The sequence below is a fragment of the Streptomyces sp. NRRL F-4489 genome (assembly GCF_001509485.1).
Classification (GTDB): Bacteria; Actinomycetota; Actinomycetes; order Streptomycetales; family Streptomycetaceae; genus Streptomyces.
In genome coordinates this window covers 43270-69953 of the sequence record NZ_LLZI01000113.1, presented here as the reverse complement: position 1 = coordinate 69953, position 26684 = coordinate 43270, and the positions used below count along the sequence as shown (strand labels likewise).

Below are 26684 nucleotides of genomic sequence, written 5' to 3'. Positions count from 1 at the left end.
CTCCGCAGCGCCGGGCCCCTTCACGTTTCGATCCGGTTCAGTCCCGCGCCACGCCCCAGCGGACCCGCGGCGCCCCTTCGAAGCGCACCGCGTGGCGCGGCAGCGCGTGGCGGGCCCGCCCGAGGACGAACACATCGGCACTCCGGTCCAGGACGCCGCCCGAGGGATCGTCGTCCCCGCTCCTGCGAACGGTGTCCCGCTCGGGCAGCAGGATGTCGCGGACGACCACGGCGCACAGGTAGAGCGTGCCCAGGAGGTGCAGCGCGATGGCGAGCTGATAACCCTCCGGCGGCAGCCCCTGGTGCTTGTCGCCGTTGCCCGTGTAGGCGAGGTACATCCAGATCCCCAGGAAGTACATGACCTCGCACGCCTGCCAGATCAGGAAGTCCCGCCAGCGCGGCCGCGCCAGCGCTGCCAGCGGGATCAGCCACAGCACGTACTGCGGCGAGTAGACCTTGTTGGTGAGGATGAACAACGCCACGACCAGGAAGGCGAGGTGCGCGAACCGCGGGCGGCGCGGCGCGTAGAGAGTCAGCAGCGCCAGGGCACCGCAGCCGAGGAGCATCAGCACCGTCGCGTAGACGTTGGCGTTCTCCAGGGGGTTGCCGGTGCGCTGGGAGATCAGCAGCCAGACCGAACCGAAGTCGATGGGCCGTTCCTGGCTGAAGGTGTAGAACTTCGCCCAGCCTTCGCGGATGTGGAAGCCGGACGCGTCATGGCTGATCATCACCGGCAGGTTCACCACCAGCCACGACACCACGGTGCCGAGCACCGCCCGCCCGTACGCGCGCCAGGTCCCGGCCCGCCAGCACAGCACCAGCAGCGGCCCCAGCAGCAGCACCGGGTACAGCTTCGCCGCGGTCGCCAGGCCGATCAGGACGCCGGCCGCCAGCGGGCGGCTGCGGGACCACATCAGCATCCCCGCGGCGGTCAGCGCGACCGCCAGCAGGTCCCAGTTGATGGTCGCGGTGAGGGCGAAGGCCGGCGCCAGCGCCATCAGCAGGCCGTCCCAGGGGCGCCGCCGGTGGGTGCGGGCCACGCACACCGCGATGACGGCGGCGCAGATCATCAGCATCCCGGCGTTGACCAGCCAGTAGATCTGCTCCCGGTCCTGGAGCGCCCCGCTGTGCGGTGTCATCCAGGAGGCGACCTCCATGAAGAGTCCGGTCAGCACCGGGTACTCCAGGTACTGCATATCGCCGGGCAGCCGGTCGAAGTAGGGGATCAGCCCGTCGGCGAAGCCCCGGCCCGAGTAGAGGTGGGGGATGTCCGAGTAGCAGGCGTGGATGTACTGGCTGGTCGCGCCGAAGAACCAGCCGCCGTTGTAGCAGGGCAGCTTCTGCACCATGCCGAGCGCGAACATGCCGATGGCGACGAGGGCGATGACCCGCACCGGCGTCATCCAGTGCGCCCCGAGCAGCGCGCGCCGGCCGATCGGCCCGCCGATCAGCTCGCTGCCGGCCGCCGCCACCTCGTCCCGTCTCGTCGGCCGCACGGGCTCGTCCTGTCGCAGGCTCGTCATGGGCCCATCCTGCCGTACGCACTGGGGACGAACACGGCGAAGCCCCCGCCCGGTCGCTCCGGGTCGGGGGCTTCGTGGAGCCATGTTTCACGTGAAACCGGCGGATGTTTCACGTGAAACGAGCCGATGTTTCACGTGAAACACTCGACGTTTCACGGCCCGATGTTTCACGTGAAACGTTCAGCGGCCTCAGCCGCCGCTGGGTCCGCCGAAGATGCCTCCTCCGCTGCTCCCACCGCTGGTCGGGTCCGGTGTCGGAGACGTTCCTCCGGTGCCGCCACCGGTGCCGCCGCCGGGTCCGCCGTTACCGCCCCCGGTGGCTCCGCCGGTCCCTCCGTGGTTCTTGCACTTGATGTCCCAGGGAGAACAGCTCTGGGTCGGCGTCGCGGTCGGGGACTGCGTCGGCGTGGCCGACTGGCTGGGCGTACTCGACGGCGTCGAGGACGGCGTGGAGCTCGGCGTGATCGACGGCGACGGCGAGGGCATCCCCTGCTCGTTGATCACCTGCCCGATCGGCTCGGCCGGCGGGAAGTCCACCGGCGTGACGCCCTCCAGCGCCTGGATCATGTACTGCGTCCAGACCTCCGTCGGCAGCGCGCCACCGTGGATCGAGTCGAAGCCGCCGACGCCGTTCATGGACAGCTGCCGGGGGTTCTGCGCGTCCTCACGGAACATCGTGATGGCCGTCGACAGCTGCTTGGTGTAGCCGACGAACCAGGCCGACTTGTTCTCGTCGGTGGTGCCGGTCTTGCCCGCGGCCGGCATGCCCAGCTTCTGGGCCTGCTTGCCCGTACCGTTCTTGATCACGTTCTTGAGGACGTCGGTGACGTTGTTGGCGATGTTCGGATTCATCGCCTCGTGCGGCTCGGGCTTGCCGAAGCCCTTCAGCTCCTCGCCCTGGGAGATCACCTTGGTCACCGAGTACGGCTCCACCTGCGTTCCGGAGGCGGCGAAGGTGGCGTACGCGTCGGCCATCCGGATCGCGCTCGGCGTGGAGGTGCCCAGCGCGAAGGACGGGTTGAGGTGCTTGTCGAAGCTGGCCGGCGCGATGCCCGCGGCCTGCGCCATGGACCGCACCTTGTCCATCCCGACGTCCATGCCGAGCTGCACGAACGGGGTGTTGACCGACTGCTCCATCGCCTTCCGCAGGGAGATGTAGCCCCACGGGAATTCGCTTTCGTTGACCTGGTAGAAGGGCGTGTTGTCCTTCTTCAGGACGTAGGTGCCGTCCGGGTTCCGGACCTTGAGGTGGTCGTTGCCGTTGTACTTGCTGTCCGGCGAGAGCGGCTGGCCGCTGCCGATCTTCCCGTACTGCATCGCCGCGGCGAGCACGAACGGCTTCCAGGTCGAACCGACCGGCACGCCATAGGTGTCGGCGTTGTTGCTGAAGTGGCCCTTGTCGTAGCCGTCACCGCCGTACAGCGCGACGATCTTGCCGTCCCCCGGTACGACCGAAGCCCCGCCGAACTGGACGTACTTGTCCTTGTCCGGCCGCTTCTTCGGGTCGATGTAATGGTCGTTGACCTTCTTGACCGCGGCGGCGAGCTCCTTGGTCTTCTTCTCGTTGAAGGTCGTCTGGATCGTGTAGCCGCCCTTGTCGAAGCGGGCCTCGCTGATGTCCGTGTGCTTGAGGACGTACTTCTTGGCGACGTCGATCAGATAGCCGACCTGCCCGGCCTTGCTGGCCACCGGCTTCGGCTTCTGCGGCATCGGGAAGACCTTGTACTTGCTCCGCTCCGCCTGGGACATGTGGTGGTTCTCCACCTCGCGGTCGAGAATCCAGGCCCAGCGCTGCTTGGCCCGGGCGGTGTTCAGCTCGGGCGTGGCGTTCGACCCGATGCCGCCCGCCGGGTCGTAGAGGTTGGCGCCCTTGAGCACGGAGGCCAGGAACGCGCTCTCGTCCGGCTTCAGTTCGGAGGCGTTCTTGCCGTAGTACGCCTGCGCCGCGGCCTGGATCCCGTAGGCACCCCGGCCGTAGTAGCTGGTGTTGAGGTAGCCCTGGAGGATCTCCTCCTTCGACTTGGTCCAGCCGACCTTGATCGAGATGAAGAGTTCCTTGAACTTGCGGTCCAGGGTCTGCTCCTGGCTCAGCATGGCGTTCTTGACGTACTGCTGGGTGATGGTCGAGCCGCCCTGGGTCTCGCCACCCCGGGCCATGTTGAGCAGGGCGCGGAGGATGCCCATCGGGTCGACGCCGGAGTCGGTCCGGAACGAGGCGTTCTCCGCGGAGATGACCGCTTCCTGCATGGAGAGCGGAATCTCCGTTATCTTCACGTTCTGACGGTTGGTGTCACCGTCGCGGGCCATGACCTTGCCGTTGTCCCACAGGTAGACGTTGTTCTGGGACTGGGCGGCCTTGTTCTCGTCCGGAACCTGCACCAGGGCCAGGCCGACGCCGGCCACGCCGACGACCAGGCCGAAGCCGGCGACGCACAGGCTGGTCACCTGCTTCCAGGACGGCATCCACCGCCGCCAGCCCGTGCGGTTGGCCCGCGGGTAGTCGATGAGGCGCTTCTTCGGCGGCTTCCCGCCGCCGCGGCCGCGCCCGCGGCCCCCCTCACCGCCACCGCCGCCGCGGCGCCCGCCCCCGTGGCCGGCGCCACCGCCGGACGCCATGGCCGCGGAGTCGGATGTCCGCCGGCGGCCGCCGCGTTGGGCGGCCCGGCGCGCTTCTGCGCGTCCGCCCGGCCGCGGCTGCGGGGTCTGCGGATCGGCACCGTGCGACGGGGCGGCACGTCGCCCTGACGACTGTGCGGCACGTCTGGCAGCGGCGCGCCCGCCACCTTGCGGCTGGGGTGGTTTGCGACGGTGCTCGCTCATGGAACGAATACTCCTCGGGCAGGCGCGCTGTCTCGTCGCCTGAAGGCGGTAGTTGGCTTCAGGTCCCCCCGATGCACGACCCGCTCCTGACGCGCGGGCCGCACTACACCGAGGTCAGGGACGCCACGTATAGGCCCACGGTTCCCGGCAGTCTGCATGCCGCACAGACTACGCACGGCCAAAACCTGACCAGTGTTGAAATTCACTCCAAAACAGTCAGGTTACGTCGCACGAATAAGTGATGTGACGCCGTTCACCGCCCGACCGCTTGTTCCTCCCAGGGCCCCGTTCTATCGTCTGGATGTATCGAGTCGATACATCAGCACGAGATAAAGACCGCACAGGGCCGAGGAGGCGGAGGATGAGCAGGCGTTCCGGCATCCTCGAATTCGCCGTCCTGGGCCTGCTCAGGGAATCCCCGATGCACGGTTACGAGTTGCGCAAGCGGCTCAACACCTCGCTCGGGGTCTTCCGCGCGTTCAGCTACGGCACCCTCTACCCCTGCCTCAAGGCGCTGGTCGCCAGCGGCTGGCTGGTGGAGGAAACGGGCGGGACCCCGGAAGGCGTTCCCGCCACGGCACTGACCGGCCGCCGGGCCAAGATCGTCTATCGGCTGACCCCGGCGGGCAAGGAGCACTTCGAGGAGCTGCTCAGCCACTCCGGACCGGACGCCTGGGAGGACGAACACTTCGGTGTCCGCTTCGCGTTCTTCGGTCAGACCTCGCGGGATGTGCGGATGCGCGTGCTGGAAGGCCGCCGCAGCCGGCTGGAGGAGCGCCTGGAGAAGATGCGCACCTCCCTGGCCAGGACCCGCGAGCGGCTGGACGACTACACCCTCGAACTGCAGCGGCACGGCATGGAGTCCGTGGAGCGCGAGGTCCGTTGGCTCAACGAGCTCATCGAGAGCGAGCGCGCCGGGCGCGATCAGCGCGCCCCGGACTCCGCAGCGCGGGACGAGACCAATCAGTCAGGAGATACGGGCGGCCTGCCCCGGCACCGGGGTGGTTCCCGGCCGGATCCGTCCGAATGACACCACCACATGGGGCCCTGCCGTGCAGGCCCTCATCGAGAGCACAGGGAGCAACCGGAATGGGTTCGGTTCGCGTAGCCATCGTCGGCGTGGGCAACTGCGCCGCCTCGCTCGTACAGGGCGTTGAGTATTACAAGGACGCCGACCCGGACAGCCGCGTGCCCGGTCTGATGCACGTGCAGTTCGGCGACTACCACGTCCGCGACGTCGAGTTCGTCGCCGCCTTCGACGTCGACGCCAAGAAGGTCGGCCTGGACCTCGCGGACGCCATCGGCGCCAGCGAGAACAACACCATCAAGATCTGCGACGTGCCGAACACCGGCGTCCGGGTCCAGCGCGGCCACACCCTCGACGGTCTGGGCAAGTACTACCGCGAGACGATCGAGGAGTCCCCCGAGGCCCCGGTCGACGTCGTCCAGATCCTCAAGGACAAGCAGGTCGACGTCCTCGTCTGCTACCTCCCGGTCGGCTCCGAGGACGCGGCGAAGTTCTACGCCCAGTGCGCCATCGACGCCAAGGTCGCCTTCGTCAACGCCCTCCCGGTCTTCATCGCCGGCACCAAGGAGTGGGCGGACAAGTTCACCGAGGCCGGTGTGCCGATCGTCGGCGACGACATCAAGTCGCAGGTCGGCGCCACCATCACGCACCGCGTCATGGCGAAGCTGTTCGAGGACCGGGGCGTCATCCTGGACCGCACGATGCAGCTGAACGTCGGCGGCAACATGGACTTCAAGAACATGCTCGAGCGCGAGCGCCTGGAGTCCAAGAAGATCTCCAAGACCCAGGCCGTCACCTCGCAGATCCCCGACCGGGACCTCGGCGAGAAGAACGTCCACATCGGCCCGTCGGACTACGTGGCCTGGCTGGACGACCGCAAGTGGGCCTACGTCCGCCTCGAGGGCCGCGCCTTCGGCGACGTTCCGCTGAACCTCGAGTACAAGCTCGAGGTCTGGGACTCCCCGAACTCCGCGGGCGTCATCATCGACGCGCTGCGCGCCGCCAAGATCGCCAAGGACCGGGGCATCGGCGGGCCGATCCTCTCGGCCTCCTCGTACTTCATGAAGTCCCCGCCCGTGCAGTACTTCGACGACGAGGCGCGGGAGAACGTCGAGAAGTTCATCCGCGGCGAGGTCGAGCGCTGACGGCGCTCCCCGCTCGCTCCCTTCGCCGGCCCCCGGGTATTCCGCCCGGGGGCCGGCGGGCTGTGTGAGGCTGTGCCCCATGCATGCTGTGCGCGGTCTGCGCGTATTACTCCGGCTGCGCGACTTCCGGTCGCTCCTGGCCGCCCGGCTCCTCTCCCAGGGCGCCGACGGGGTGTTCCAGGCAGCCCTCGCCACGTTCGTGATCTTCTCGCCCGAGAAGCAGGCGTCCCCCGAAGCGATCGCCTCCGCCATGGCGATCCTGCTGCTGCCGTACTCCCTCCTCGGTCCGTTCACCGGTGTCCTCCTGGACCGCTGGCGCCGCCGGCAGGTCCTGCTGTACGGCAATCTGCTGCGCACCCTGCTGGCCGTGGTCACCGCCGTACTGATCGCGGCGAACGTCCCGGACTGGCTCTTCTACGTCTCCGCGCTGTGCGTGACGGCCGTGAACCGCTTCGTCCTCGCCGGACTCTCGGCCGCGCTGCCCCGCGTGGTGGACGGCGGGCAGCAGCTGGTGATGGCCAACTCCCTCGCGCCGACCGCCGGGACGCTCGCGATGACGATCGGCGGCGGCCTCGCCTTCGCCATCCGGCTGGCCGGTGCCGACGTGGACGCGTTCGTCCTGCTGCTGGCCGCGGTCCTCTACCTCTGCTCCGCCCTCACCGCCCTGCGGATGCCACCCGCACTGCTCGGCCCCGACCCCGGCGCGGTCCAACCGGGGCTGAGGGAAGCCCTGTTGGGCACCGTGCGGGGGTTGCGGGACGGTCTGCGCCATCTCGCCGCGCGCCCCGTTCCGACCCGGGCGCTCGCCGCCATGACGGTGGTCCGCTTCTGCTACGGCGCGCTGACCGTAATGGTGCTGATGCTGTGTCGGTACGCCTGGGCCGGCAGCGAGGCGGCGGGCCTGGCCCTGCTCGGGGTCACCGTCGCGGTGTCCGGCGCGGGCTTCTTCGCGGCCGCGGTGATCACCCCCTGGGCGGTCGGGCGGCTTACTCCGTTCGGCTGGATGGCCTGCTGCGCCGCGGCGGGAGCGGTACTGGCACCCGCGCTCGGGCTCTTCTTCCGCCCGGTGCCGATGCTGGTGGCCGCGTTCGCCCTCGGACTCGGCACCCAGGGCACCAAGATCTCCACCGACACGGTCGTCCAGTCCTCGGTCGACGACGCCTTCCGGGGCCGGATCTTCGCCATCTACGACGTGCTCTTCAACGTCGCCTTCGTCGGTGCCGCCGCGGTCGCCGCCCTGATGCTGCCGCCGGACGGCCGCTCGGCCGTGCTGGTCATCGTGGTGGCAGCGCTCTACGCGGTGGTCGCCGCGGCCCTGGTCCGCTTCGGGCGCCGCTGAGCGCGGGCGCCGGCCGGGCGGACCTCGCCGGTGCGGCGGCCCCGCGCGAGCCGATACCTTACGGGGCGTCACTCACCCGTCCGGACATCGCAGCGTCCGGACGCCTCAGTATCGGGGGAATTCCCATGACCACGCCGCCCCAGGGCCCGAATCCCTACGGGCAGCAGCCGTACGGACAGGCACCGTACGGACAGCAGCCCTACGGCCAGGCTCCCTACCCGCAGGGACCCCAGCCACCACAGGCCCCGTACGGACAGCCGCAGGGCGGACCGCCCCCGGGCGGTTACTCCTACCCTCCGCAGCCGCAGGCACCGTACGGCCAGCAGCCGCAGCCGGGCTATCCGCAGGCACCCCAGCAGCCCTACCCGCAGGGCGGGGCACCCGTTCCGCCCCAGCCCGCCCGCACCGGCAAGTCCCCCAAGGCGATCCTGAAGGGCATCGTCGTGGCCGTCGGCGTGATCGTCATCGGCGTGGCCTGGGTGAGCAGCTGGAACGACGCCGATACCGCCAAGGTCGGCGACTGCATCAAGAACGAAGGCAACGAGATCAAGCCGGACCTCAAGGTGGTGGACTGCGGCACGGCGGAGGCCACGTACAAGGTGACGGCCGTCCACGCCGACACCACCGACACGAAGCTGTGCCCGGAGAACACCACGGCCTACGCGGAGACCCAGCACCGCCGCCGGGCCTCCGACACCCGCTTCGTGCTCTGCCTGCAGAAGGCCAAGTAGCAGCGGGGCCGGCGCCCGGAACGCGATGGGGCGATGTTTCACGTGAAACGGCAGCGCGTCTGCCGCATGTTTCACGTGAAACATCGCCCCATCGCCGCGCCGCCATGTTTCACGTGAAACATGGCGCCCTCGCCAGGTCACGTTTCACGTGAAACATCGTCCGTTTCCCGCGGACCGGGCGGCCGACGCCCTCAGCTCTGCGCGGCCCACCACTCCTTGAGCGCGGCCACCGCGGTCTCATGGTCCATCGGACCGTGCTCCAGCCGCATCTCCAGCATGTGCTTGTACGCCTTGCCGACCTCCGGCCCGGGGCCGATGCCCAGGATCTGCATGATCGCGTTGCCGTCCAGGTCCGGGCGGATCGAGTCCAGCTCCTCCTGCTCCTGGAGCCGCGCGATGCGTTCCTCCAGCCCGTCGTAGGCCCGCGACAGGGCCGCCGCCTTGCGCTTGTTGCGGGTGGTGCAGTCCGAGCGGGTCAGCTTGTGCAGCCGGTCGAGCAGCGGACCGGCGTCCCGGACGTAGCGGCGCACCGCGGAATCCGTCCACTCGCCCGTGCCGTAGCCGTGGAAGCGCAGGTGCAGCTCCACCAGGCGCGACACGTCCTTGATCATGTCGTTGGAGTACTTCAGGGCGGTCATGCGCTTCTTGGTCATCTTCGCGCCGACCACCTCGTGGTGGTGGAACGAGACCCGGCCGTCCTTCTCGAAGCGCCGAGTCCTCGGCTTGCCGATGTCGTGCAGCAGCGCCGCCAGCCTCAGCACCAGGTCGGGGCCGTTGTCCTCGAGATCGATGGCCTGCTCCAGGACGGTCAGACTGTGCTCGTAGACGTCCTTGTGGCGGTGGTGCTCATCGCTCTCCAGGCGCAGCGCGGGCAGCTCCGGGAGCACCCGGTCGCCCAGACCGGAGTCCACCAGCAGCCGCAGGCCCTTCCGCGGGTGGCGGCCCAGGATGAGCTTGTTCAGTTCGTCGCGCACCCGCTCCGCGGAGACGATCTCGATCCGCTCCGCCATCGCCGTCATCGCCTCGATGACCTCGGGCGCCACCTCGAAGTCGAGCTGCGCGGCGAACCGGGCCGCCCGCATCATGCGGAGCGGATCGTCGGAGAACGACTCCTGCGGCGTGCCCGGCGTCCGCAGCACCCGGGCGGCCAGGTCCTCCAGGCCGTTGTGCGGGTCGACGAACTCCTTCTGCGGGAGCAGCACGGCCATGGCGTTGACCGTGAAGTCCCGGCGGACCAGATCCTCCTCGATCGAGTCGCCGTACGAGACCTCGGGCTTGCGCGAGGTCCGGTCGTACGCCTCGGAGCGATACGTGGTGATCTCGATGTCGAAGGAGCTCTTCTTGCAGCCGACCGTGCCGAAGGCGATGCCGACCTCCCAGACCGCGTCCGCCCACGGCCGGACGATCTTGAGCACGTCCTCCGGCCGGGCGTCGGTGGTGAAGTCCAGGTCGTTCCCGAGCCGGCCGAGCAGCGCGTCCCGGACCGACCCGCCGACCAGGGCAAGCGTGAACCCGGCCTCCTGGAAGCGGCGGGCCAGGTCGTCCGCGACGGGGGACACCCGCAGCAGTTCGCTCACGGCACGGCGCTGCACATGGCTCAGCGCGTTCGTCGGCTCCGGAGTCCGCTCGGACCGCGTGGTGGGGAAGTCATTGTTGGGGTTCGGCACAACAGAAAAGGGTACGTGGCCGCGCCGCAACCGGCGTCACGTTAATAAAGGGGACAAGCCAGACCCGCCGCAACGCAATGATCATGTGAGCCGGTCCCCGGCACTACGGCACGCCGGGCCTCGTTACCATTCGTGGACGCACATTCCGACGACCACTGACGACGACGAGGGACGGGCGAGCGCGTGGCCGATGCGGCAGGGTTCTTGGCGAGTGAACGGCCGCGTGGCCGGTGGCTGCGACGGACCGTGACGCTGCTCACCGGAGTACCCCTGCTCGCCGGGATGCTCCAGCTCCCGCACACCACCACCGCCCAGGCCGCCACCGGCGGCCCGCACCCGGTCAGTGTCCAGATCAACGCGATGTCCCCGGCCGCCCCCGGCAAGGACGACACGGTCACCGTCTCCGGCACGCTCACCAACGACACCAAGAGCGCGATCACCGGCGCCCACGTCGGATTGCACCGCGGTGCCGCCCTCAACGACCGCAGCTCGATCGAGGCGGTGACCAAGCGCACCGGCTACGCGCCGGGAACCGACGGCAAGGAAATCGCCGACCACACCGAGAAGATCGACAAACTCGACCCGGGGGCCAGCCGGACCTTCACGGTCAGCGTCCCGGTCAAGGACCTCGGCCTCGGCGACAACGGGGTGTACCCGCTCGGCGTCACCCTCTCCGGCCACACCTCCAGCGCGTCGTACGACCAGGTGCTCGGCATCGACCGGACCCTCCTGCCCTGGCAGGACTCCGCCCCGGCCAAGAAGACCCAGCTCACGTACCTCTGGCCGCTGATCTCCACCACGCATCTGACCGCCGAGACCGGCGCCGACGCGCAGCAGACGCCGGTGTTCCGCAACGACGACCTGGCGGCGGAGATCGCGCCCGGCGGCCGGCTCCAGAAGATGGTCGAGCTCGGCAAGAACCTCCCGGTGACCTTCGTCATCGATCCGGACCTGCTCGCCACCGTCGAGGCCATGACCAAGCCGTACCGGGTGCACGGCCCGGACGGGCCGATGGGCAAGAACCAGTCCGTGGCCATGCAGTGGCTCAACGACCTCGGAAACGCCGTGAAGGGCCACGAGGTCGTCGCCCTGCCGTTCGGCGACCCCGACCTGGCCTCGCTGGCGCACCACGGTAAGAGCGTGCCCAGCGCCCTCAGCCACCTCGGCCCGGCCACCGAACTCGCCTCGAAGACCGTGGACACCATCCTCGGCGTGAAGCCGCGCACCGACTTCACCTGGCCGGTGAACGGCGCCATCGACTCCTCGATCGTCGACGTCGCCACCTCGGCCGGCGCGCACAACGTCATCACCCGCGGCGACAGCCTGCGGGACACCCACCTGCCGTACACCCCGACCGCCGCCCGGCCCATCGGCGGCGGCAACACCGCCATCGTCACCGACACCCAGCTCTCCCGGGCCTTCGAGGGCGATATGTCGAAGTCCCGGAACGCCGGCCTCGCCATCCAGGAATTCCTGGCCCAGGCCCAGATGATCGGCCTGGAGAACCCTGAGCAGCAGCGCAGCATCGTCGTCGCACCGCAGCGCATGCCCTCGGCGACCCAGGCCCAGGCGATGGCCGGCGCCCTGCGGAACCTCGAGTCCGCGGGCTGGACCGAGCCGGCCAAGCTGGGTGACGCGGCCAAGGCCAAGCCCGACCCGGACGCCAACCGCCAGATCCCCAGCCGCTCCGCGTACCCCTCGTGGCTGCGCCGGCAGGAGCTGCCCACCGAGGCGTTCCGGCAGATCGAGGAGACCCAGGCCGCGCTGGACGACTTCCAGGTGGTGCTGGCCCACCCCGAGCGGGTGGTGACCCCGTTCGGCAACGCCATAATGCGCGAGACGTCCACCGAGTGGCGCGGCGACGACAAGGGCGCCGGCGCGTTCCGCACCTCGGTCCGCGACTACCTGGACGGGCTGACGAAGAAGATCCGGCTGATCCCGAAGTCGGAGGCGACGCTCTCCGGGCGCAGCGCCACGATCCCGGTGACGGTCCAGAACAACCTGCTCCAGGGCGTCCAGGGCCTGACCCTGCGCCTGACCTCCTCGCAGCCCAACCGCCTCGACGTGGGGAAGCCCCAGGAGATCAAGGTGGACGGCGGGCACAGCCAGTCGTTCAAGTTCGAGACCACGGCGAACGCCAACGGCCTGGCCTGGGTGACCGCCCAGCTCTACACCGCGGACGGCAAGCCCTACGGTGAGCCGATGACGTTCCGGGTGAACGTCACGGAGATCACCGCCACTGTGATGCTCGTCATCGCGGGCGGTGTCCTGCTGCTCGTGCTGGCCGGCGTCCGGATCTACCTCCAGCGCAAGCGGAGGGCGGCCGAGGGCCCCCAGGACGGCGAGAACGGCGAGGACAGCGGCGGTTCCGCCGCGGACGGCAAGGACGGCGACGGCGGCAGCACGGGCGGCGACAGCCCCGAGCAGCCGAGTGACCCCGCACCGGACACCGGATCGGAAGACTCCGGGCCGTCCGGCTCAGGTGAGAAAGTGGACCGTTGATAGGCGACGGGGCCGGATGGCCGGCGACGGATGAGGTGGGGCAGCGATGAATGCGCCGTATGACGGTGACCGCGACCGGGGCGCCGCCGGCGATCCCTCGGGGGCGGTCCCTCCGACGCCGCCGCCGCCCGGGGACCAGGACCCCTACGGCCGGGCCGCCTACCGCGACGACTACCGGGCACCGGGCTACGCCGCCCAGGGCCCGGCGGCCGAGCCGCGCCGCAACCACCCCGCGCCCCCGCCGCCCCCCGGCGCCGCGCACCCCCTCTACCAGCAGCCGCCCGGCCCGCCGCAGCAGTGGGCCCCGCCCGCCCCGGCGGAGCCCCGGGCGCCGTCCCACGATCTCGCCTACGGCGACCCCGACGCGACGGTGCAGTTCGCCGGCGGCGACGCGCTGATGGCCCAGGGCGGCGGCGAGCGCCCGGAGCGGGACGCGTTCGCGCACCTCTTCCGGGACCAGCAGCAGCCCTACCAGGCGCCGCCCACCGCCCCCGTCCCCGTGGCACAGCAGGCTCCCGCGGTGGCCCCCGGCCCCGAGCCGGTGGCGCAGCAGACCGCCGAGATCCCCGAGCCGGAGCCCGCGCCCGTCGCGGCGGCCGGCAAGCAGTCGGGCGGCCGCGCCTCCGGTCTGCTGAAGTCCAGCGCCGTGATGGCCGCCGGCACGATGGTGTCCCGGCTCACCGGTTTCGTCCGTTCGGCGCTGATCGTCGCGGCGCTCGGCGGCGCCGTGCTCGGCGACTCCTGGCAGGTCGCCTACCAGCTGCCGACGATGATCTTCATCCTGACCATCGGCGGCGGTCTGAACTCCGTCTTCGTGCCCCAGCTCGTCCGCGCGATGAAGGAGGACGACGACGGCGGCGAGGCGTACGCCAACCGGCTGCTCACCCTGGTCATCGTCGTCCTGGGCGTGCTGACGGTGCTGGCGGTGTTCGCGGCACCGCTGCTGGTGAAACTGGTGTCGTTCGACATCTCCCGCGATCCGGCGGCCAACGAGGTCGCGGTCGCCTTCACCCGCTACTGCGTGCCCACGATCTTCTTCATGGGCCTGCATGTCGTGATGGGCCAGATCCTCAACGCCCGCGGCCGCTTCGGCGCGATGATGTGGACCCCGGTCCTCAACAACATCGTCATGATCGCCACGTTCGGCCTGTTCATCTGGGTCTACGGCACGGCGAAGACGTCCCACATCGGCGTCACCACGATCCCCGACGAGGGCATCCGGCTGCTCGGCATCGGCACGCTCCTGGGCCTGGTCGTCCAGGCGCTGGCGATGATCCCCTACCTGCGCGACGCCGACTTCACGCTGCGGCTCCGCTTCGACTGGCGCGGCCACGGCCTCGGCAAGGCCGCCAAGCTCGCCAAGTGGACCGTGCTGTTCGTCCTCGCCAACCAGGCCGGCGTCCTGGTCGTCACGCAGCTCTCCACCTGGGCGGGCAACACCGCCGACCGGCAGGGCCACCCGGGCACCGGCTTCATCTCCTACGCCAGCGCCCAGCTGATCTGGAACATGCCGCAGGCGATCATCACGGTCTCGGTCATGGCGGCGCTGCTGCCGCGCCTCGCGCGCTCCGCCCATGACGGCGACACCGGCGCGGTCCGGGACGACATGTCCCAGGGGCTGCGCACCTCGGCCGTCGCCATCGTCCCGATCTCGTTCGGGTTCCTCTCCCTCGGCATCCCGCTGTGCACGCTGGTCTACGGCTCGTCCGGCGCCGGCATCCCGATGGGGTACATGCTGATGGCCTTCGGTGTGGGCCTGATCCCGTTCTCGGTGCAGTACGTCGTCCTGCGCGCCTTTTACGCGTACGAGGACACCCGCACGCCCTTCTACAACACGGTGATCGTCGCGGCCGTCAACGCCGCGGCTTCCGCCCTGTGCTTCCTGGTCCTGCCCGCCGAGTGGGCAGTGATCGGCATGGCGGCGTCCTACGGCCTCGCGTACGTGATCGGCGTCGGCGTCGCCTGGCGCCGCCTGAGCAAGCGGATGGGCGGCGACCTCGACACCCCGCACGTCGTCCGGACCTACGCGCGGCTGGCCGGCGCCAGCGTCCCGGCCACGATCGTCTCCGGCGTGCTGGTGTACGTCCTGATGCAGACCCTCGGCAGCGGATTCCTGGGCTCGCTGGCCGCGCTGATCGCCGGCGGGGCCGCGCTTCTGGGCGTCTTCTACGTCGCCGCCCGGAAGATGCGGATCGAGGAGCTGAACGCGCTGGTCGGCATGGTCAGGTCCAAGCTGGGACGCTGATCGGGCACAACCATCGACTGCCACCGTGTGTCGTGCATAGTGGCGGACTGTGGGCACAATTGTCTTGGCTCATTGAGCCTGCAACGGATGGGGAGGCAGGAACGACGGTGGCGGAACGGAGCACGGCTGCCGTCGACGTGGCCGACACGAGCGGCGAAGAGCCGCTGACCGCCAAGGCGGGTCAGGCCACGGACGACGGTGCGGAGGCCGAGAAGGTATCCGGCAGGGAACAGGACGCCCCACGCACCGGCGAGAAAGGTGCCGACGCGGCCGATTCCCAGCCACCGGAACTCCACAGCGGCCACAAGCTCGCCAGACGTTATCGCCTCGAGGAGTGCGTCACCCGTCTGGACGGATTCAGCAGCTGGCGTGCGGTGGACGAAAAGCTCCGCCGGGCCGTCGGGGTGCACGTCCTGCCCGCCGACCACCCCCGGGCCCGGCCGGTCCTCTCGGCCGCGCGGTCCTCCGCGCTCCTCGGTGACCCCCGCTTCGTCCAGGTCCTCGACGCCGTCGAGGACAACGACCTGGTCTACGTCGTCCACGAGTGGCTCCCCGACGCCGTCGAGCTGGCCACGGTTCTGGCCAACGGCCCCCTCGAACCCCACGACGCCTACCAGCTCGTCAGCCAGGTCTCCCAGGCCATGGCCGCCGCCCACCGCGAGGGGCTTTCGCATCTCCGGCTGACCCCGGGCTCGGTGCTGCGCACGGAGGCCGGCCAGTACCGCATCCGCGGCCTCGCGGTCATGGCCGCGCTGCGCGGCATCACCTGCGAGCACCCGCAGCGCACGGACACCGAGGCGATCGGCGCGCTGCTGTACGCCGCCCTCACCCAGCGCTGGCCGTACGAGAACGACGCCTACGGCCTCACCGGCCTCCCCAAGGGCGTCGGGCTGATCGCGCCCGACCAGGTGCGCGCGGGCGTGCACCGGGGCCTGTCCGAGCTGGCCATGCGGGCCCTGGTGAACGACGGCGCCACCGCGTCCCGCCAGGAGCCGCCCTGCACGACGCCGGAGGAACTGGCCAAAGCCGTCGCCGCGATGCCCAAGATCCGGCCCCCGGAGACCGCGTTCACGTCCCCGCCGCCGTACCAGCGCACGGGCTACCAGCAGGGTTCCTACGGCCAGCCGGCCGCCCGCAACGGCCAGTCCGTACGGGCGACCCAGCCGGTGGCCACGCCGCCGCCCCCGCTCCAGAGCCGTACCGGCAAGGCACTGAAGTGGTCGGTCTCCGCCCTGCTGATCGCGGCGCTGGGCCTGGGCAGCTGGCAGCTCGCGGACACCCTGCTGAAGCGGGAGAACGACCCGGACAACCCGGGCAGCTCGCAGACCGCCGGCGGCCCCGCCAAGAAGCCCGACGGCAAGCCGATCAAGATCGAGGACGGCGCCGAGTACTACCCGGACGGCCAGCCGCAACACCCCGACCAGGCGCGGGCCACCTACGACGGGGACCCGGCCACCTACTGGCGCAGCAAGAGCTACCGCGAGGGCCCCGACCTCAATCCGGCCTTCAAGAAGGGCGTCGGGCTGGTCTACGACCTCGGCTCGACGCAACCGATAAGCACCGCTTCCATCGGGCTGCACTACACCGGCGGCCACACGACGGTGACGCTCTACGCCGCCAACTCCCTCTCGCCGTCCGAACCGCTGAGCTCCATGCGGGAACTCGGTACGGCCAAGACGTCGGGAAGCACCGCCAAGGTCACGCTGAAGTCGCCGGAGAAGGCGCGCTATGTCGTCGTGTGGATCACCGCGATGCCCTATTCGGAGGCCGACGACTACAGCGGCGCCGGCTACAAGCAGGGTGTGACGGAGGTCTCCTTCACCAGCTGAACGGACACATCCCGCGAGGGGCGTGGGTACGGGACGCGGCTGCCAATCGGTCGGCTTCCTGTAGCCCCGCCCCTCGGTCTACCGAGATCGTTTCGGGCCGGGGAGGTAGCTTTCCCAGCATTTACTTTCCTCATCCGGCGGGCTTCAATGGGACCGAGATCAGGCAGCTACGGCCGGGGGGCCCGTGTCCACCGACAGCGACAAGGCTTCGACACCAACCGACGCCGATCTCCTTGCGCTGCATGTGAAGGGCGACCCGGATGCCTTCGGGGAGATCGTCCGGCGGCACCGCGACCGGCTCTGGGCCGTCGCTCTGCGGACCCTCGGTGACCGCGAGGAAGCCGCCGATGCCGTACAGGACGCGCTGGTCTCCGCCTACCGCGCGGCCCGCTCCTTCCGCGGCCAGTCGGCCGTCACGACCTGGCTCCACCGCATCACGGTCAACGCCTGCCTGGACCGGGCGCGCAAGGCCGCCTCGCGGCGTACCTCTCCGGTCGCGGAGACCGAGCGGCTGGAGCAGCTCCTCGAACCCGAGGAATCCGCCGCCCTCCCGGCCGAGCGCGAGGATCTGCACCGGGAGCTCCTCATCGCGCTGCGCACTCTCCCCGAGGAGCAGCGTGCCGCTCTCGTGCTCGTCGATATGCAGGGCTATTCCGTCGCGGAGACCGCCGCGATCCTCGACGTCCCGACCGGGACGGTGAAAAGCCGCTGCGCACGAGGCCGCGCGCGGCTGCTGCCGCTGGTCACCCATCTGCGTGGCGACGGAAGGGGTAGCGATCCCGAGCGCGGGGGAAGGAACCGGGCGCAGGGGACATCCGTCCCACCGACGGCAGGACCGAAGGGCACAGATGCCGTGAAGGGCGGAGGTGGGCGAGCGTGACGTCGACGACCGGCGCAGGCGAGCACCCGGAGGTCTCCGAGATCTCCGATTTCACGGACGGGTTGCTCTCCCCCTCACGCACCGCGGACCTGCGGGATCATCTCGCCGAGTGCGCGCTGTGCGAAGACGTCCATGCGTCGCTGGAGGAGATCCGGGGCCTGCTCGGCACGCTGCCGGGGCCAGCCCGCATGCCGGCCGATGTCGCGGAACGCATCGATGCGGCCCTGGCCGCCGAGGCACTGCTGAGCTCTGTCCCTGCCGAGGGCGAAGCGCTTGTTTCACGTGAAACATCGACCGAGCCCGATCACGTTTCACGTGAAACATTGCTCGGCGATGACCTGGTTTCACGTGAAACAGGGGACGGACGGGCTGATGTTTCACGTGAAACATCGGGTGGGCCAGCTGACGTTTCACGTGAAACATCGACCGCACCCGCTGATGTTTCACGTGAAACCGAAGGGCCGACGCCTCCGCGTGCTGCTTCGCCGGCCCCTCCGGCGGGGCGCGGGCGCGGCGCCTCCGGGCCCGGCCGCCGGACTTCCGGAGGCCGCTCCGCGCGCTCGCGGCGGTGGCCCCGGGTCCTGCTCGGCACCGCGGCCGCCGCGGCTGTGCTCGGCGTCGGCGGACTGCTTCTCCAGAGCGCCGGTACCAACGCGGTCCAGGCCACCAAGCAGGACAGCGGGGCCTCGGCGAGCAGCGAAGCGCCGTCGGTCCTGACCGCCGGGACACTCGGCTCGCATGTCCATGCGCTGCTCGCCGCGAAGAAGGCGCACAACGCGCCGGAGTTCGGCACCCGCAGCTCCCCCGAGACCCCGCTGCGCGGCGAGACCGACACCGTCCCGTCCTGTGTCCGGCAGGGCATCGGCCGCCCCGAGTCGCCCCTTGCCTCGACCCGCGGCACCTATGAGGGGAAGGACGCCTTCCTGGTCGTGCTGCCGGACCCGTCCGACCCTCAGCGCGTCTCCGCCTACGTCGTCACTGCCTCGTGTGTCTCGGCCACCCCGCCGGCTCCCGGGAAGGTCTTGCTGACCCACTCCTACCGGCGAGACTGAACGACGGCATGTGCGCTGTGGCACTCCGGGAATGCTCGCCCCTTAGGATCCGTTGGGTGGGGTGAGAGTCCCGAGACCCCAGCAAGCCGTCGGCGAAGACAAGGAAGACACCCGTGAGCGACGTCCGCAACGTGATCATCATCGGCTCCGGGCCCGCGGGCTATACCGCAGCGCTCTACACCGCCCGCGCGTCCCTGAAGCCGCTCGTCTTCGAAGGTGCCGTCACCGCCGGCGGTGCGCTGATGAACACCACCGATGTGGAGAACTTCCCGGGCTTCCGCGACGGCATCATGGGGCCGGACCTGATGGACAACATGCGCGCCCAGGCCGAGCGCTTCGGCGCCGAGCTGGTGCCGGACGACATCGTCTCGGTCGACCTCTCCGAGGAGATCAAGACCGTCACCGACACCACAGGCACGGTGCACCGCGCCAAGGCCGTCATCGTCACCACCGGCTCGCAGCACCGCAAGCTCGGTCTGCCGCGCGAGGACGAGCTCTCCGGCCGTGGCGTCTCCTGGTGCGCGACCTGCGACGGGTTCTTCTTCAAGGACCAGGACATCGCCGTGATCGGTGGTGGCGACACCGCGATGGAGGAGGCCACCTTCCTCTCCCGCTTCGCCAAGACCGTCACCGTCGTCCACCGCCGCGACACCCTGCGGGCGAGCAAGGCGATGCAGGAGCGCGCCTTCGCCGATCCGAAGATCTCGTTCGTCTGGGACAGCGAGGTCGCCGAGATCCACGGCGACAACAAGCTCTCCGGCCTGACGCTGCGCAACGTCAAGACGGGTGAGACCTCGGAGCTCCCGGTCACCGGCCTGTTCATCGCGATCGGCCACGACCCGCGGACCGAGCTGTTCAAGGGCCAGCTGAACCTCGACGACGAGGGCTACCTCAAGGTCGACGCGCCCAGCACCCGTACGAACCTGACGGGCGTCTTCGCCGCCGGCGATGTGGTCGACCACACCTACCGGCAGGCGATCACCGCGGCCGGCACGGGCTGCTCCGCCGCCCTGGACGCCGAGCGGTTCCTCGCGGCGCTCTCGGACAGCGAGTCCGCGCCCGAGCCGGAGAAGACCCCCACCGCCTGATCCGCCCCCCAGCTTTCCCATCCCACTCAGTAAGGAGACAGCCATGGCCGGCGCCACGGTGACCGTGACGGACGACAACTTCGAAGAGGTCGTCCTCAAGAGCGACAAGCCCGTTCTCGTGGACTTCTGGGCCACCTGGTGCGGCCCGTGCCGCCAGATCGCCCCGTCCCTGGAGGCCATTGCCGCCGAGCATGACGAGATCGTCATCGCGAAGCTGAACACCGACGAAAACCCCGCGACCACCGCCAAGTACGGCGTCATGTCGATCCCGACCATGAACGTCTACCAGGGCGGCGAGGTCGTCAAGACCATCGTCGGCGCCAAGCCGAAGGCGGCGATCGAGAAGGACCTGGCGGACTACCTCGCCTGAGACGCGCAGCAGCGTTTCACGTGAAACACGGCCCGTCCCCACCAAGGGGGCGGGCCGATGTTTCACGTGGAACATGGCCGATGTTTCACGTGAAACGTGGGGGATGTTCCACGTGAAACGTGGGTCGTGTTTCACGTGAAACATCGCGCAGCGCCCTAGAGGGGCCGGAGGGCCGGCTCCTTCTGCACGGCTCCGAGGAGACGGTCGAGCGCGAGCTCCACGTCTTCCTTCCACGAAATCGTGCTGCGCAGTTCGAGCCGCAGTCGCGGATAGCGGGGATGCGGTCGGACGGTCTTGAACCCCACCGCCAGAAGATGATCGGCGGGCAGCACACACGCCGGCTCGGTCCAGCGGGCGTCGCCGAACGCCTCGATGGCCTTGAAGCCCCGCTGGATGAGGTCCTTGGCCACCGTCTGGACCATCACCCGGCCCAGACCCTGCCCCTGGTAACCAGGCGTCAGCCACGCCGTCAGCAGCTGCACCGCGTCCGGTGACACCGGGCTGGTAGGAAAAGCCGTCGAGCGCGGGACATAGGCCGGCGGCGCGTACATCACGAACCCGGCCGGCACGTCATCGACATAGACAACGCGCCCGCAGGAGCCCCACTCCAGCAGGACGGCGGAAATCCAGGCTTCCTTCTCCAGCTCCGGGCGCCCCGCCTTTACCGCGGCCTCGCCGCTGACGGGATCGAGCTCCCAGAAGACGCAGGAGCGGCAGCGCTTGGGGAGATCCGGAAGGTTGTCCAGCGTGAGCGGTACGAGCCGACGGCCCATGGAACCAGGTCCTCGCTTCCCTCGCCTGCCGCACCGCGCAGCGCTGTCAGCGCCGCCTGCTCCCTGAGCAGACCACCAACGAACCCTCCGAGGGCGGCGAGGCCGAACCCCGCCGCCAGCAGTCCGGTGCGGCTCACTGATCGCATGGCCCTCTCCTCGGTGTGAGGTCTCTCCACGTGGAGGTGTGGTGAACGCGTGCCATACCCGATCGCATCGTAACCACCCTTTACGGGCACGGGTACCGCCGAACAGCAAAGGGCGAGCCGTGTTCCGCTCTCAGCACGGAACACGGCTCGCCCACGAGCCGCTCGCGTCAGCTCACTTCTCTTCGCCGCTCTCCTCGGACGGCGCCTGCAGAACGGGGCCCTCGCCGGGAGCCAGCGTTCCGAGGATGCGCTCCAGGTCTTCCATGGAGGCGAACTCGACGACGATCTTTCCCTTCTTCTGGCCAAGATCGACCTTCACCCGGGTTTCGAAGCGGTCGGACAGCCGGGAAGCGAGACCGGTGAGCGCGGGGGATACCCGAGCGCCCGCCCGGGGCTTCTTCGGCTTGCCGGAACTCGTGGGGCTCGACCCCATGAGCGTCACGATCTCCTCGACCGAGCGGACCGACAGCCCCTCCGCCACGATCCGGCGCGCGAGGTTCTCCTGCTCCTCCAGGTCGTCCACGGACAGCAGGGCCCGGCCGTGCCCGGCCGAGAGCACGCCCGCGGCGAGCCGCTTCTGCACCGACGGCGAGAGCCTCAGCAGCCGCAGCGTGTTGGTGACCTGCGGACGCGACCGCCCGATCCGGTCGGCCAGCTCGTCATGGGTGCACTTGAAGTCGTGCAGCAGCTGGTCGTAGGCGGCGGCCTCCTCCAGCGGGTTCAGCTGCGCCCGGTGGAGGTTCTCCAGCAGCGCGTCAAGCAGCAGCCGTTCGTCTTCCGTGGCCCGCACGATCGCGGGGATTCTCTCCAGCCCCGCTTCGCGGCAGGCCCGCCAGCGCCGCTCGCCCATGATGAGCTCATAGCGCTCCGGCGAGATCTGGCGGACCACCACCGGCTGGAGCAGTCCCACCTCCTTGATGGAGGTGACCAGTTCGGCGAGGGCGTCCTCGTCGAACACCTCGCGCGGCTGCCGCGGATTGGGCCGGATCGCGTCCAGCGGCACCTCGGCGAAGTGCGCGCCTGCCACCTCCGACGTGATGTCGTTTCTCTTCTCCGCCCCGGCGGATGCTTCCGTTTCACGTGAAACATGAGGCGTCGGCAGCGATGCCACCTTGGCGGCAGCCACCCCGCGGTCCGGGGTCAGAACCGGTACGGACGACGGTGACGTCGCTCCCCTCCCCACCGCCGGCCCGGATTGATCCGTGCCCTGCGGTGCCGCGGGGATCAGCGCACCGAGCCCTCGGCCCAGCCCCCTACGTCGTTCACTCACTGATTCCCCTCCGAGATGCTGTGCTGTGCTTGGTAGTTCACACTCAGGCCCTGCTCCCCGGGCTGCGAAACCCCCCGCAGCGCGATCTCCCGGGCCGCCTCCAGATAGGAGAGCGCACCACTGGATCCGGGGTCGTAGGTGAGCACCGTCTGCCCATAGCTCGGTGCCTCAGAGATCCGGACCGAGCGGGGGATGCTCGTCCGGAGCACCTCGCTGCCGAAGTGGCTGCGCACCTCATCGGCGACCTGGGAGGCCAGGCGAGTACGTCCGTCGTACATGGTGAGCAGAATCGTCGAGACATGGAGCTTGGGGTTGAGGTGCCCCCGCACCAGCTCGACGTTCCGCAGCAACTGCCCCAGACCCTCCAGCGCGTAGTACTCGCACTGGATCGGGATCAGCACCTCGGCACCGGCGACCAGCGCGTTGACGGTCAGCAGGCCGAGCGAGGGCGGGCAGTCGATGAGGATGTAGTCCAGCGGCTGTTCATACGCCTTGATGGCGCGATCCAGCCGGCTTTCCCGTGCCACCAGCGAGACCAGTTCGATCTCGGCACCGGCCAGGTCGATGGTGGCGGGAGCACAGAACAGCCCCTCCACCTCGACCACCGGCTGCACGACGTCGGAGAGTGGCTTGCTCTCGACCAGCACGTCGTAGATGGACGGCACCTCGGCGTGATGGTCGATCCCCAGCGCGGTCGACGCGTTGCCCTGGGGATCGAGGTCGATCACCAGGACCCGGGCGCCGTGCAGGGCCAGCGACGCGGCGAGGTTCACCGTGGTCGTGGTTTTGCCGACCCCGCCCTTCTGGTTGGCGACCACCATGACCCGGGTCTCGTCCGGCCGGGGCAGTTCTCCCACGCGGCCCATCGTCCCTACCGCCAGCTGTGCCGCGCGACCTACCGGTGTGTTGTCCATCGGGGGCGGCGTTTCACGTGAAACGTCGTCCCCGAACGACTCATTACGGGGACCGGGGACCGGATCGGTCATCGGTCCCGCGGTGTTGGCGTCGGACCGCACGGGTTCACTCTCCTCGACATCGGGCTCACAACGGTGAGAGCCTGCCATGCTTCCGGCTTCGCGAACCAGTGAGGTCCCTTCTCCTGTGGATGAAGCCCCGCCTGTGGATACTTTCGTCACCCGTGTGGGTTTCCGGTCGGACGGCGCGGCAGCCGCACGCCCGCGGCCGATGATCCCTTGCAGCAGAGAACGACGTTTCACGTGAAACACGATGCCAGCGCGGCGACCGATTGAGCCGCGACACTCCGTCTCGCGGCTTTTTGCCACGCCTGCAGAAAGGGCCCTGTCCGCTGTTCCGCGGAGGGATCAGCACACCGCAGGAATCCCGACCGGACCCCTGCGGTCTGCCGCGTCAGCGCCGGCGGCCCCGCGACGCCCGGCTGGTGCGCGCCGCCTTCGCCCGCTTCGCCGCGAAGCGCACCCCGCCCGGGCTCTCCCCGACCTCGACCCGCACCACGGTCGACAGCGGATCCACCACGCCCTCGCCGACGTGCACGATCGACGTGTCCACCACGCCGAGCTTGCTCAGCGCGGCCCGCGCCGCCTTCAGCTCTTCCTCCGCGGTGTCCCCCTTGAGCGCCAGCATCTGCCCGTACGGACGCAGCAGCGGCACGCCCCAGCCGGCCAGCCGGTCCAGCGGCGCGACGGCCCGCGCCGTCACCACATGCACCTGCGGAAGCTTGCCCATGACCTCCTCCGCCCGGCCCCGGACGACCGTGACGTGGTCCAGCCCGAGCAGCTCCACGACCTCCTGGAGGAAATTCGTCCGCCGCAGCAGCGGCTCCAGCAGCGTGATCTTGAGGTCGGGGCGCACCAGCGCCAGCGGAATACCGGGCAGCCCGGCCCCCGAGCCGACATCACAGACCGAGACGCCCTCCGGAACCACCTCGGAGAGCACCGCGCAGTTCAGCAGATGCCGCTCCCACAGCCGGGGCACCTCGCGCGGACCGATCAGCCCGCGCTTCACCCCCGCGTCGGCGAGCAGTTCGCCGTACCGCACGGCCTCCGGAAAGCGCTCGCCGAAAACCTCCTGCGCCGCCTTCGGCGCGGGAGGGAGCTCCGCTGATGCCTCCGTCACGGGGACCGCCCTTCCTCTGTACTGCTTTTCCTGCCGGGAACCCGGCCGTACGACCGGGGATAACACAGAAGGCTGACAAGTTTTGGCCCCGCCTGCGAGCAGACGGGGCCAAAGAAAGACTGCGCACGCGGCGTCAGGCCGGGAGGACCACCACGCGGCGCTCCGGCTCCTCGCCCTCGGACTCGCTCCGCAGGCCGGCCGCGGCGACCGCGTCGTGCACGACCTTGCGCTCGAACGGCGTCATCGGGTCCAGCTTCACCGGCTGGCCGGTGCTCCTGGCCTCCTCCGCGGCGCTCGAGCCGACCTTGGCCAGCTCCTCGCGCTTGCGCGCCCGGAAGCCGGCGATGTCCAGCATCAGACGGCTGCGGTCACCGGTCTCGCGGTGCACCGCCAGCCGCGTCAGCTCCTGGAGCGCCTCCAGCACCTCACCGTCCCGGCCGACCAGCTTCTGGAGGTCGCGGCTGGACGGGTCGCCGATGATCGACACCGAGGCGCGATCCGCCTCGACGTCCATGTCGATGTCCCCGTCGAGGTCCGCGATGTCCAGCAGGCCCTCGAGGTAGTCGGCCGCGATCTCGCCTTCCTGCTCCAGGCGGGTCAGGGTGTCGGCGCCCTTGGTGCCAGGGGTCGTGTCCGTCACGTAAGGACTCCTTCTTACTTCTTGGACGGGTGCTTGGGGCGCTGCTGGCCCTTGCGCTGCCCGGACTTGGTGTTACGGGACCCGGAGGCAGCGCCCTTGGCGGACGCACCACCCTTCCCCTTGCCCTCCTGCGCGGCCGTGCCGCTCTGCTCGGCGGCGGTGCCGTTCGCCGAGGAGCTGGCCCGCGTACGGTTCCGCGCGGCACCGGTGGGCGCGGCCGCACCGGTCTGGCGCTTGGCCTTCGGCTGCCGCTTGGGCTGCTGGCGGTTCTGGCGCGCCTCCTCGACGGCCTTCTTCGCGGCGATCTCGGCGGGGCTCTCGACCAGCTTGCCCTTGGCCCGCAGCCGCTCCTGACGCTCGGTGTACGCCTTGCTGCCCGGGGTGGGGTTGCGGCGGATCACGAACATCTGCTGGCCCATCGTCCACACGTTGGTGGTCAGCCAGTAGACGAGGACACCGACGGGGAAGTTGATACCGAAGACCGCGAACATGATCGGGAAGACGTACATCAGCATCTTCTGCTGCTGCATGAACGGCGTCTTCACCGTCAGGTCGACGTTCTTCGTCATCAGCTGGCGCTGGGTGTAGAACTGCGACGCCGACATCAGGACGATCATGATGATCGTGACCACGCGCACATCGGTCAGCGAGGCGCCCAGGCTCTGGATCTTCGCCGCGCTGTCCATGAACTTGGCCGCGAGCGGGGCACCGAAGATGTGCGCCTTCTGCGCGCTGGCCAGCAGCGTCGGGTCGATGAAGCCGACGGTCTTGTTCTGCGCGATGTGGCTGAGGACCTGGTACAGCGAGATGAAGAACGGGGACTGCGCCAGGATCGGGAGACAGCTCGAGAGCGGGTTGGTGCCCGTCTCCTTGTAGAGCTTCATCATCTCTTCGGACTGGCGCTGCTTGTCGCTCTTGTAGCGCTCCTGGATCGCCTTCATCTTCGGCTGGAGCGCCTGCATGTTCCGCGTCGACTTGATCTGCTTCACGAAGAGCGGGATCAGGCAGACACGGATCAGCACCACCAGCGAGACGATGGACAGACCCCACGCAGCTCCACTGTCCGGATCGAAGATCAGGCCGAAGAACGAGTGGAACTGGACGATGATCCAGGAAACTGCGTAATAAAGAGGTTTGAGGATCGTGTCCACGAATCAGGCTCCTTGGGCGTTGGGCGGAGTCTCGGGCTGGGCGACAGGCTCAGGGACGGTCGTCCCGCCCAGGCGGCTCCTCAGCCGCTGATGCCAAACCGGGCGCTTCCGGGGAGGGACGTGGTCGACGCCACCGAGCGACCACGGATTGCACCGCAGGATGCGCCAAGCGGTCAGCGCAGTCCCCTTGACCGCGCCGTGCCGGTCGATGGCCGTGTAGCCATAGTGCGAGCACGACGGGTAGTACTTGCAGACCGGGCCCAGCAGGGGGCTGATGGTCCACTGGTAGATCTTGATCAAAAGCAGCAGCGGGTACTTCACTGTGCGCTCCCTCCCGGGTCCCGTCCGGGAGCCCGGGGGCCGGCGGAGGTACCGCCGTTCGCAGCCCCGGGG

Annotated in this window: 21 protein-coding genes; 11 read left to right on the top strand and 10 right to left on the bottom strand. The window is 69.5% G+C overall.

Annotated features, from left to right (window positions below; genetic code table 11):
- Positions 1-37 precede the first annotated feature (37 nt).
- Positions 38-1522, bottom strand: coding sequence for a glycosyltransferase family 87 protein (locus tag ADL22_RS11910; protein WP_066976925.1), 1485 nt, complete (start codon positions 1520-1522; stop codon positions 38-40).
- A gap of 189 nt (positions 1523-1711) precedes the next feature.
- Positions 1712-4342, bottom strand: a complete 2631-nt coding sequence (locus ADL22_RS11905; RefSeq protein ID WP_079064053.1) for a transglycosylase domain-containing protein — start codon at positions 4340-4342, stop codon at positions 1712-1714.
- Positions 4343-4703: 361 nt separating this feature from the next.
- Here ADL22_RS11905 and ADL22_RS11900 point away from each other — a divergent pair, with 361 nt between their 5' ends.
- The 4 genes from ADL22_RS11900 (at position 4704) to ADL22_RS35720 (ending at position 8584) form a co-directional block, all read left to right on the top strand.
- On the top strand, positions 4704-5372 hold the full coding sequence (locus ADL22_RS11900; protein WP_066976922.1) for a PadR family transcriptional regulator: 669 nt from the start codon (positions 4704-4706) through the stop codon (positions 5370-5372).
- A gap of 59 nt (positions 5373-5431) precedes the next feature.
- Positions 5432-6514 carry an inositol-3-phosphate synthase gene (locus ADL22_RS11895; RefSeq protein WP_066976920.1) on the top strand — a complete coding sequence of 361 codons (1083 nt, stop codon included), beginning with the start codon at positions 5432-5434 and terminating at the stop codon, positions 6512-6514.
- A 79-nt stretch (positions 6515-6593) separates the two neighbouring features.
- Positions 6594-7853 (top strand): MFS transporter, encoded by a 1260-nt coding sequence (locus ADL22_RS11890; RefSeq protein ID WP_066976917.1) that lies wholly within the window; start codon positions 6594-6596, stop codon positions 7851-7853.
- 125 nt (positions 7854-7978) lie between these two features.
- Positions 7979-8584 carry an LppU/SCO3897 family protein gene (locus tag ADL22_RS35720; protein ID WP_199836277.1) on the top strand — a complete coding sequence of 202 codons (606 nt, stop codon included), beginning with the start codon at positions 7979-7981 and terminating at the stop codon, positions 8582-8584.
- A 191-nt stretch (positions 8585-8775) separates the two neighbouring features.
- Here ADL22_RS35720 and ADL22_RS11880 read toward each other — a convergent pair whose 3' ends face one another.
- Positions 8776-10251: a CCA tRNA nucleotidyltransferase gene (locus tag ADL22_RS11880; RefSeq protein ID WP_066976914.1), complete on the bottom strand. Its 1476-nt coding sequence runs from the start codon at positions 10249-10251 to the stop codon at positions 8776-8778.
- Positions 10252-10497: 246 nt separating this feature from the next.
- On the opposite strand from ADL22_RS11880, the gene ADL22_RS11875 reads away from it, so the two are divergent.
- From ADL22_RS11875 to trxA, 7 genes are all read left to right on the top strand, one after another.
- Positions 10498-12753: a DUF6049 family protein gene (locus tag ADL22_RS11875; RefSeq protein WP_066976911.1), complete on the top strand. Its 2256-nt coding sequence runs from the start codon at positions 10498-10500 to the stop codon at positions 12751-12753.
- Between the two features lie 46 nt (positions 12754-12799).
- Positions 12800-14998, top strand: coding sequence for a murein biosynthesis integral membrane protein MurJ (murJ, locus tag ADL22_RS11870; RefSeq protein ID WP_066976908.1), 2199 nt, complete (start codon positions 12800-12802; stop codon positions 14996-14998).
- Between the two features lie 107 nt (positions 14999-15105).
- Positions 15106-16827, top strand: coding sequence for a protein kinase family protein (locus ADL22_RS11865; RefSeq protein WP_066976905.1), 1722 nt, complete (start codon positions 15106-15108; stop codon positions 16825-16827).
- A gap of 184 nt (positions 16828-17011) precedes the next feature.
- The gene (gene sigM, locus ADL22_RS11860; RefSeq protein WP_066976902.1) at positions 17012-17707 is read left to right on the top strand and encodes an RNA polymerase sigma factor SigM; all 696 of its coding nucleotides are present in this window, start codon (positions 17012-17014) and stop codon (positions 17705-17707) included.
- Positions 17704-18759: an anti-sigma factor family protein gene (locus tag ADL22_RS11855; RefSeq protein ID WP_066976899.1), complete on the top strand. Its 1056-nt coding sequence runs from the start codon at positions 17704-17706 to the stop codon at positions 18757-18759. Before sigM ends, ADL22_RS11855 begins: the two co-directional genes overlap by 4 nt.
- 113 nt (positions 18760-18872) lie before the next feature.
- Positions 18873-19847, top strand: a complete 975-nt coding sequence (gene trxB, locus ADL22_RS11850; RefSeq protein ID WP_066976896.1) for a thioredoxin-disulfide reductase — start codon at positions 18873-18875, stop codon at positions 19845-19847.
- 43 nt (positions 19848-19890) lie between these two features.
- Positions 19891-20217 carry a thioredoxin gene (gene trxA, locus ADL22_RS11845; protein ID WP_066976893.1) on the top strand — a complete coding sequence of 109 codons (327 nt, stop codon included), beginning with the start codon at positions 19891-19893 and terminating at the stop codon, positions 20215-20217.
- A 155-nt stretch (positions 20218-20372) separates the two neighbouring features.
- Here trxA and ADL22_RS11840 read toward each other — a convergent pair whose 3' ends face one another.
- From ADL22_RS11840 to yidD, 7 genes are all read right to left on the bottom strand, one after another.
- Positions 20373-20990 (bottom strand): GNAT family N-acetyltransferase, encoded by a 618-nt coding sequence (locus ADL22_RS11840; RefSeq protein ID WP_066976890.1) that lies wholly within the window; start codon positions 20988-20990, stop codon positions 20373-20375.
- A 318-nt stretch (positions 20991-21308) separates the two neighbouring features.
- Positions 21309-22406 (bottom strand): ParB/RepB/Spo0J family partition protein, encoded by a 1098-nt coding sequence (locus ADL22_RS11835; protein ID WP_079064052.1) that lies wholly within the window; start codon positions 22404-22406, stop codon positions 21309-21311.
- Positions 22403-23470, bottom strand: coding sequence for an AAA family ATPase (locus ADL22_RS11830; protein WP_079064051.1), 1068 nt, complete (start codon positions 23468-23470; stop codon positions 22403-22405). Before ADL22_RS11830 ends, ADL22_RS11835 begins: the two co-directional genes overlap by 4 nt.
- A gap of 304 nt (positions 23471-23774) precedes the next feature.
- On the bottom strand, positions 23775-24500 hold the full coding sequence (gene rsmG / locus ADL22_RS11825; RefSeq protein ID WP_066976881.1) for a 16S rRNA (guanine(527)-N(7))-methyltransferase RsmG: 726 nt from the start codon (positions 24498-24500) through the stop codon (positions 23775-23777).
- Positions 24501-24633: 133 nt separating this feature from the next.
- A complete protein-coding gene (locus ADL22_RS11820) occupies positions 24634-25140 on the bottom strand; it encodes a protein jag (protein WP_066976877.1) in 507 nt (168 codons plus the stop codon).
- Positions 25141-25154: 14 nt separating this feature from the next.
- Positions 25155-26291 carry a membrane protein insertase YidC gene (yidC, locus tag ADL22_RS11815; protein ID WP_066976874.1) on the bottom strand — a complete coding sequence of 379 codons (1137 nt, stop codon included), beginning with the start codon at positions 26289-26291 and terminating at the stop codon, positions 25155-25157.
- Between the two features lie 3 nt (positions 26292-26294).
- Positions 26295-26612: a membrane protein insertion efficiency factor YidD gene (gene yidD / locus ADL22_RS11810; RefSeq protein WP_066976871.1), complete on the bottom strand. Its 318-nt coding sequence runs from the start codon at positions 26610-26612 to the stop codon at positions 26295-26297.
- Between the last annotated feature and the right edge of the window lie 72 nt (positions 26613-26684).

What these genes read in the sequence shown, in the direction of transcription:
- ADL22_RS35720 (WP_199836277.1), top strand. Translation starts at nt 7,979, where the DNA reads ATGACCACGCCGCCCCAGGGCCCGAATCCCTACGGGCAGCAGCCGTAC.
- murJ (WP_066976908.1), top strand. Translation starts at nt 12,800, where the DNA reads ATGAATGCGCCGTATGACGGTGACCGCGACCGGGGCGCCGCCGGCGAT.
- ADL22_RS11910 (WP_066976925.1), bottom strand. Translation starts at nt 1,522, where the DNA reads ATGACGAGCCTGCGACAGGACGAGCCCGTGCGGCCGACGAGACGGGAC.
- ADL22_RS11840 (WP_066976890.1), bottom strand. Translation starts at nt 20,990, where the DNA reads ATGGGCCGTCGGCTCGTACCGCTCACGCTGGACAACCTTCCGGATCTC.
- trxA (WP_066976893.1), top strand. Translation starts at nt 19,891, where the DNA reads ATGGCCGGCGCCACGGTGACCGTGACGGACGACAACTTCGAAGAGGTC.
- ADL22_RS11900 (WP_066976922.1), top strand. Translation starts at nt 4,704, where the DNA reads ATGAGCAGGCGTTCCGGCATCCTCGAATTCGCCGTCCTGGGCCTGCTC.
- ADL22_RS11905 (WP_079064053.1), bottom strand. Translation starts at nt 4,342, where the DNA reads ATGAGCGAGCACCGTCGCAAACCACCCCAGCCGCAAGGTGGCGGGCGC.
- ADL22_RS11830 (WP_079064051.1), bottom strand. Translation starts at nt 23,470, where the DNA reads ATGGCAGGCTCTCACCGTTGTGAGCCCGATGTCGAGGAGAGTGAACCC.
- ADL22_RS11895 (WP_066976920.1), top strand. Translation starts at nt 5,432, where the DNA reads ATGGGTTCGGTTCGCGTAGCCATCGTCGGCGTGGGCAACTGCGCCGCC.
- ADL22_RS11890 (WP_066976917.1), top strand. Translation starts at nt 6,594, where the DNA reads ATGCATGCTGTGCGCGGTCTGCGCGTATTACTCCGGCTGCGCGACTTC.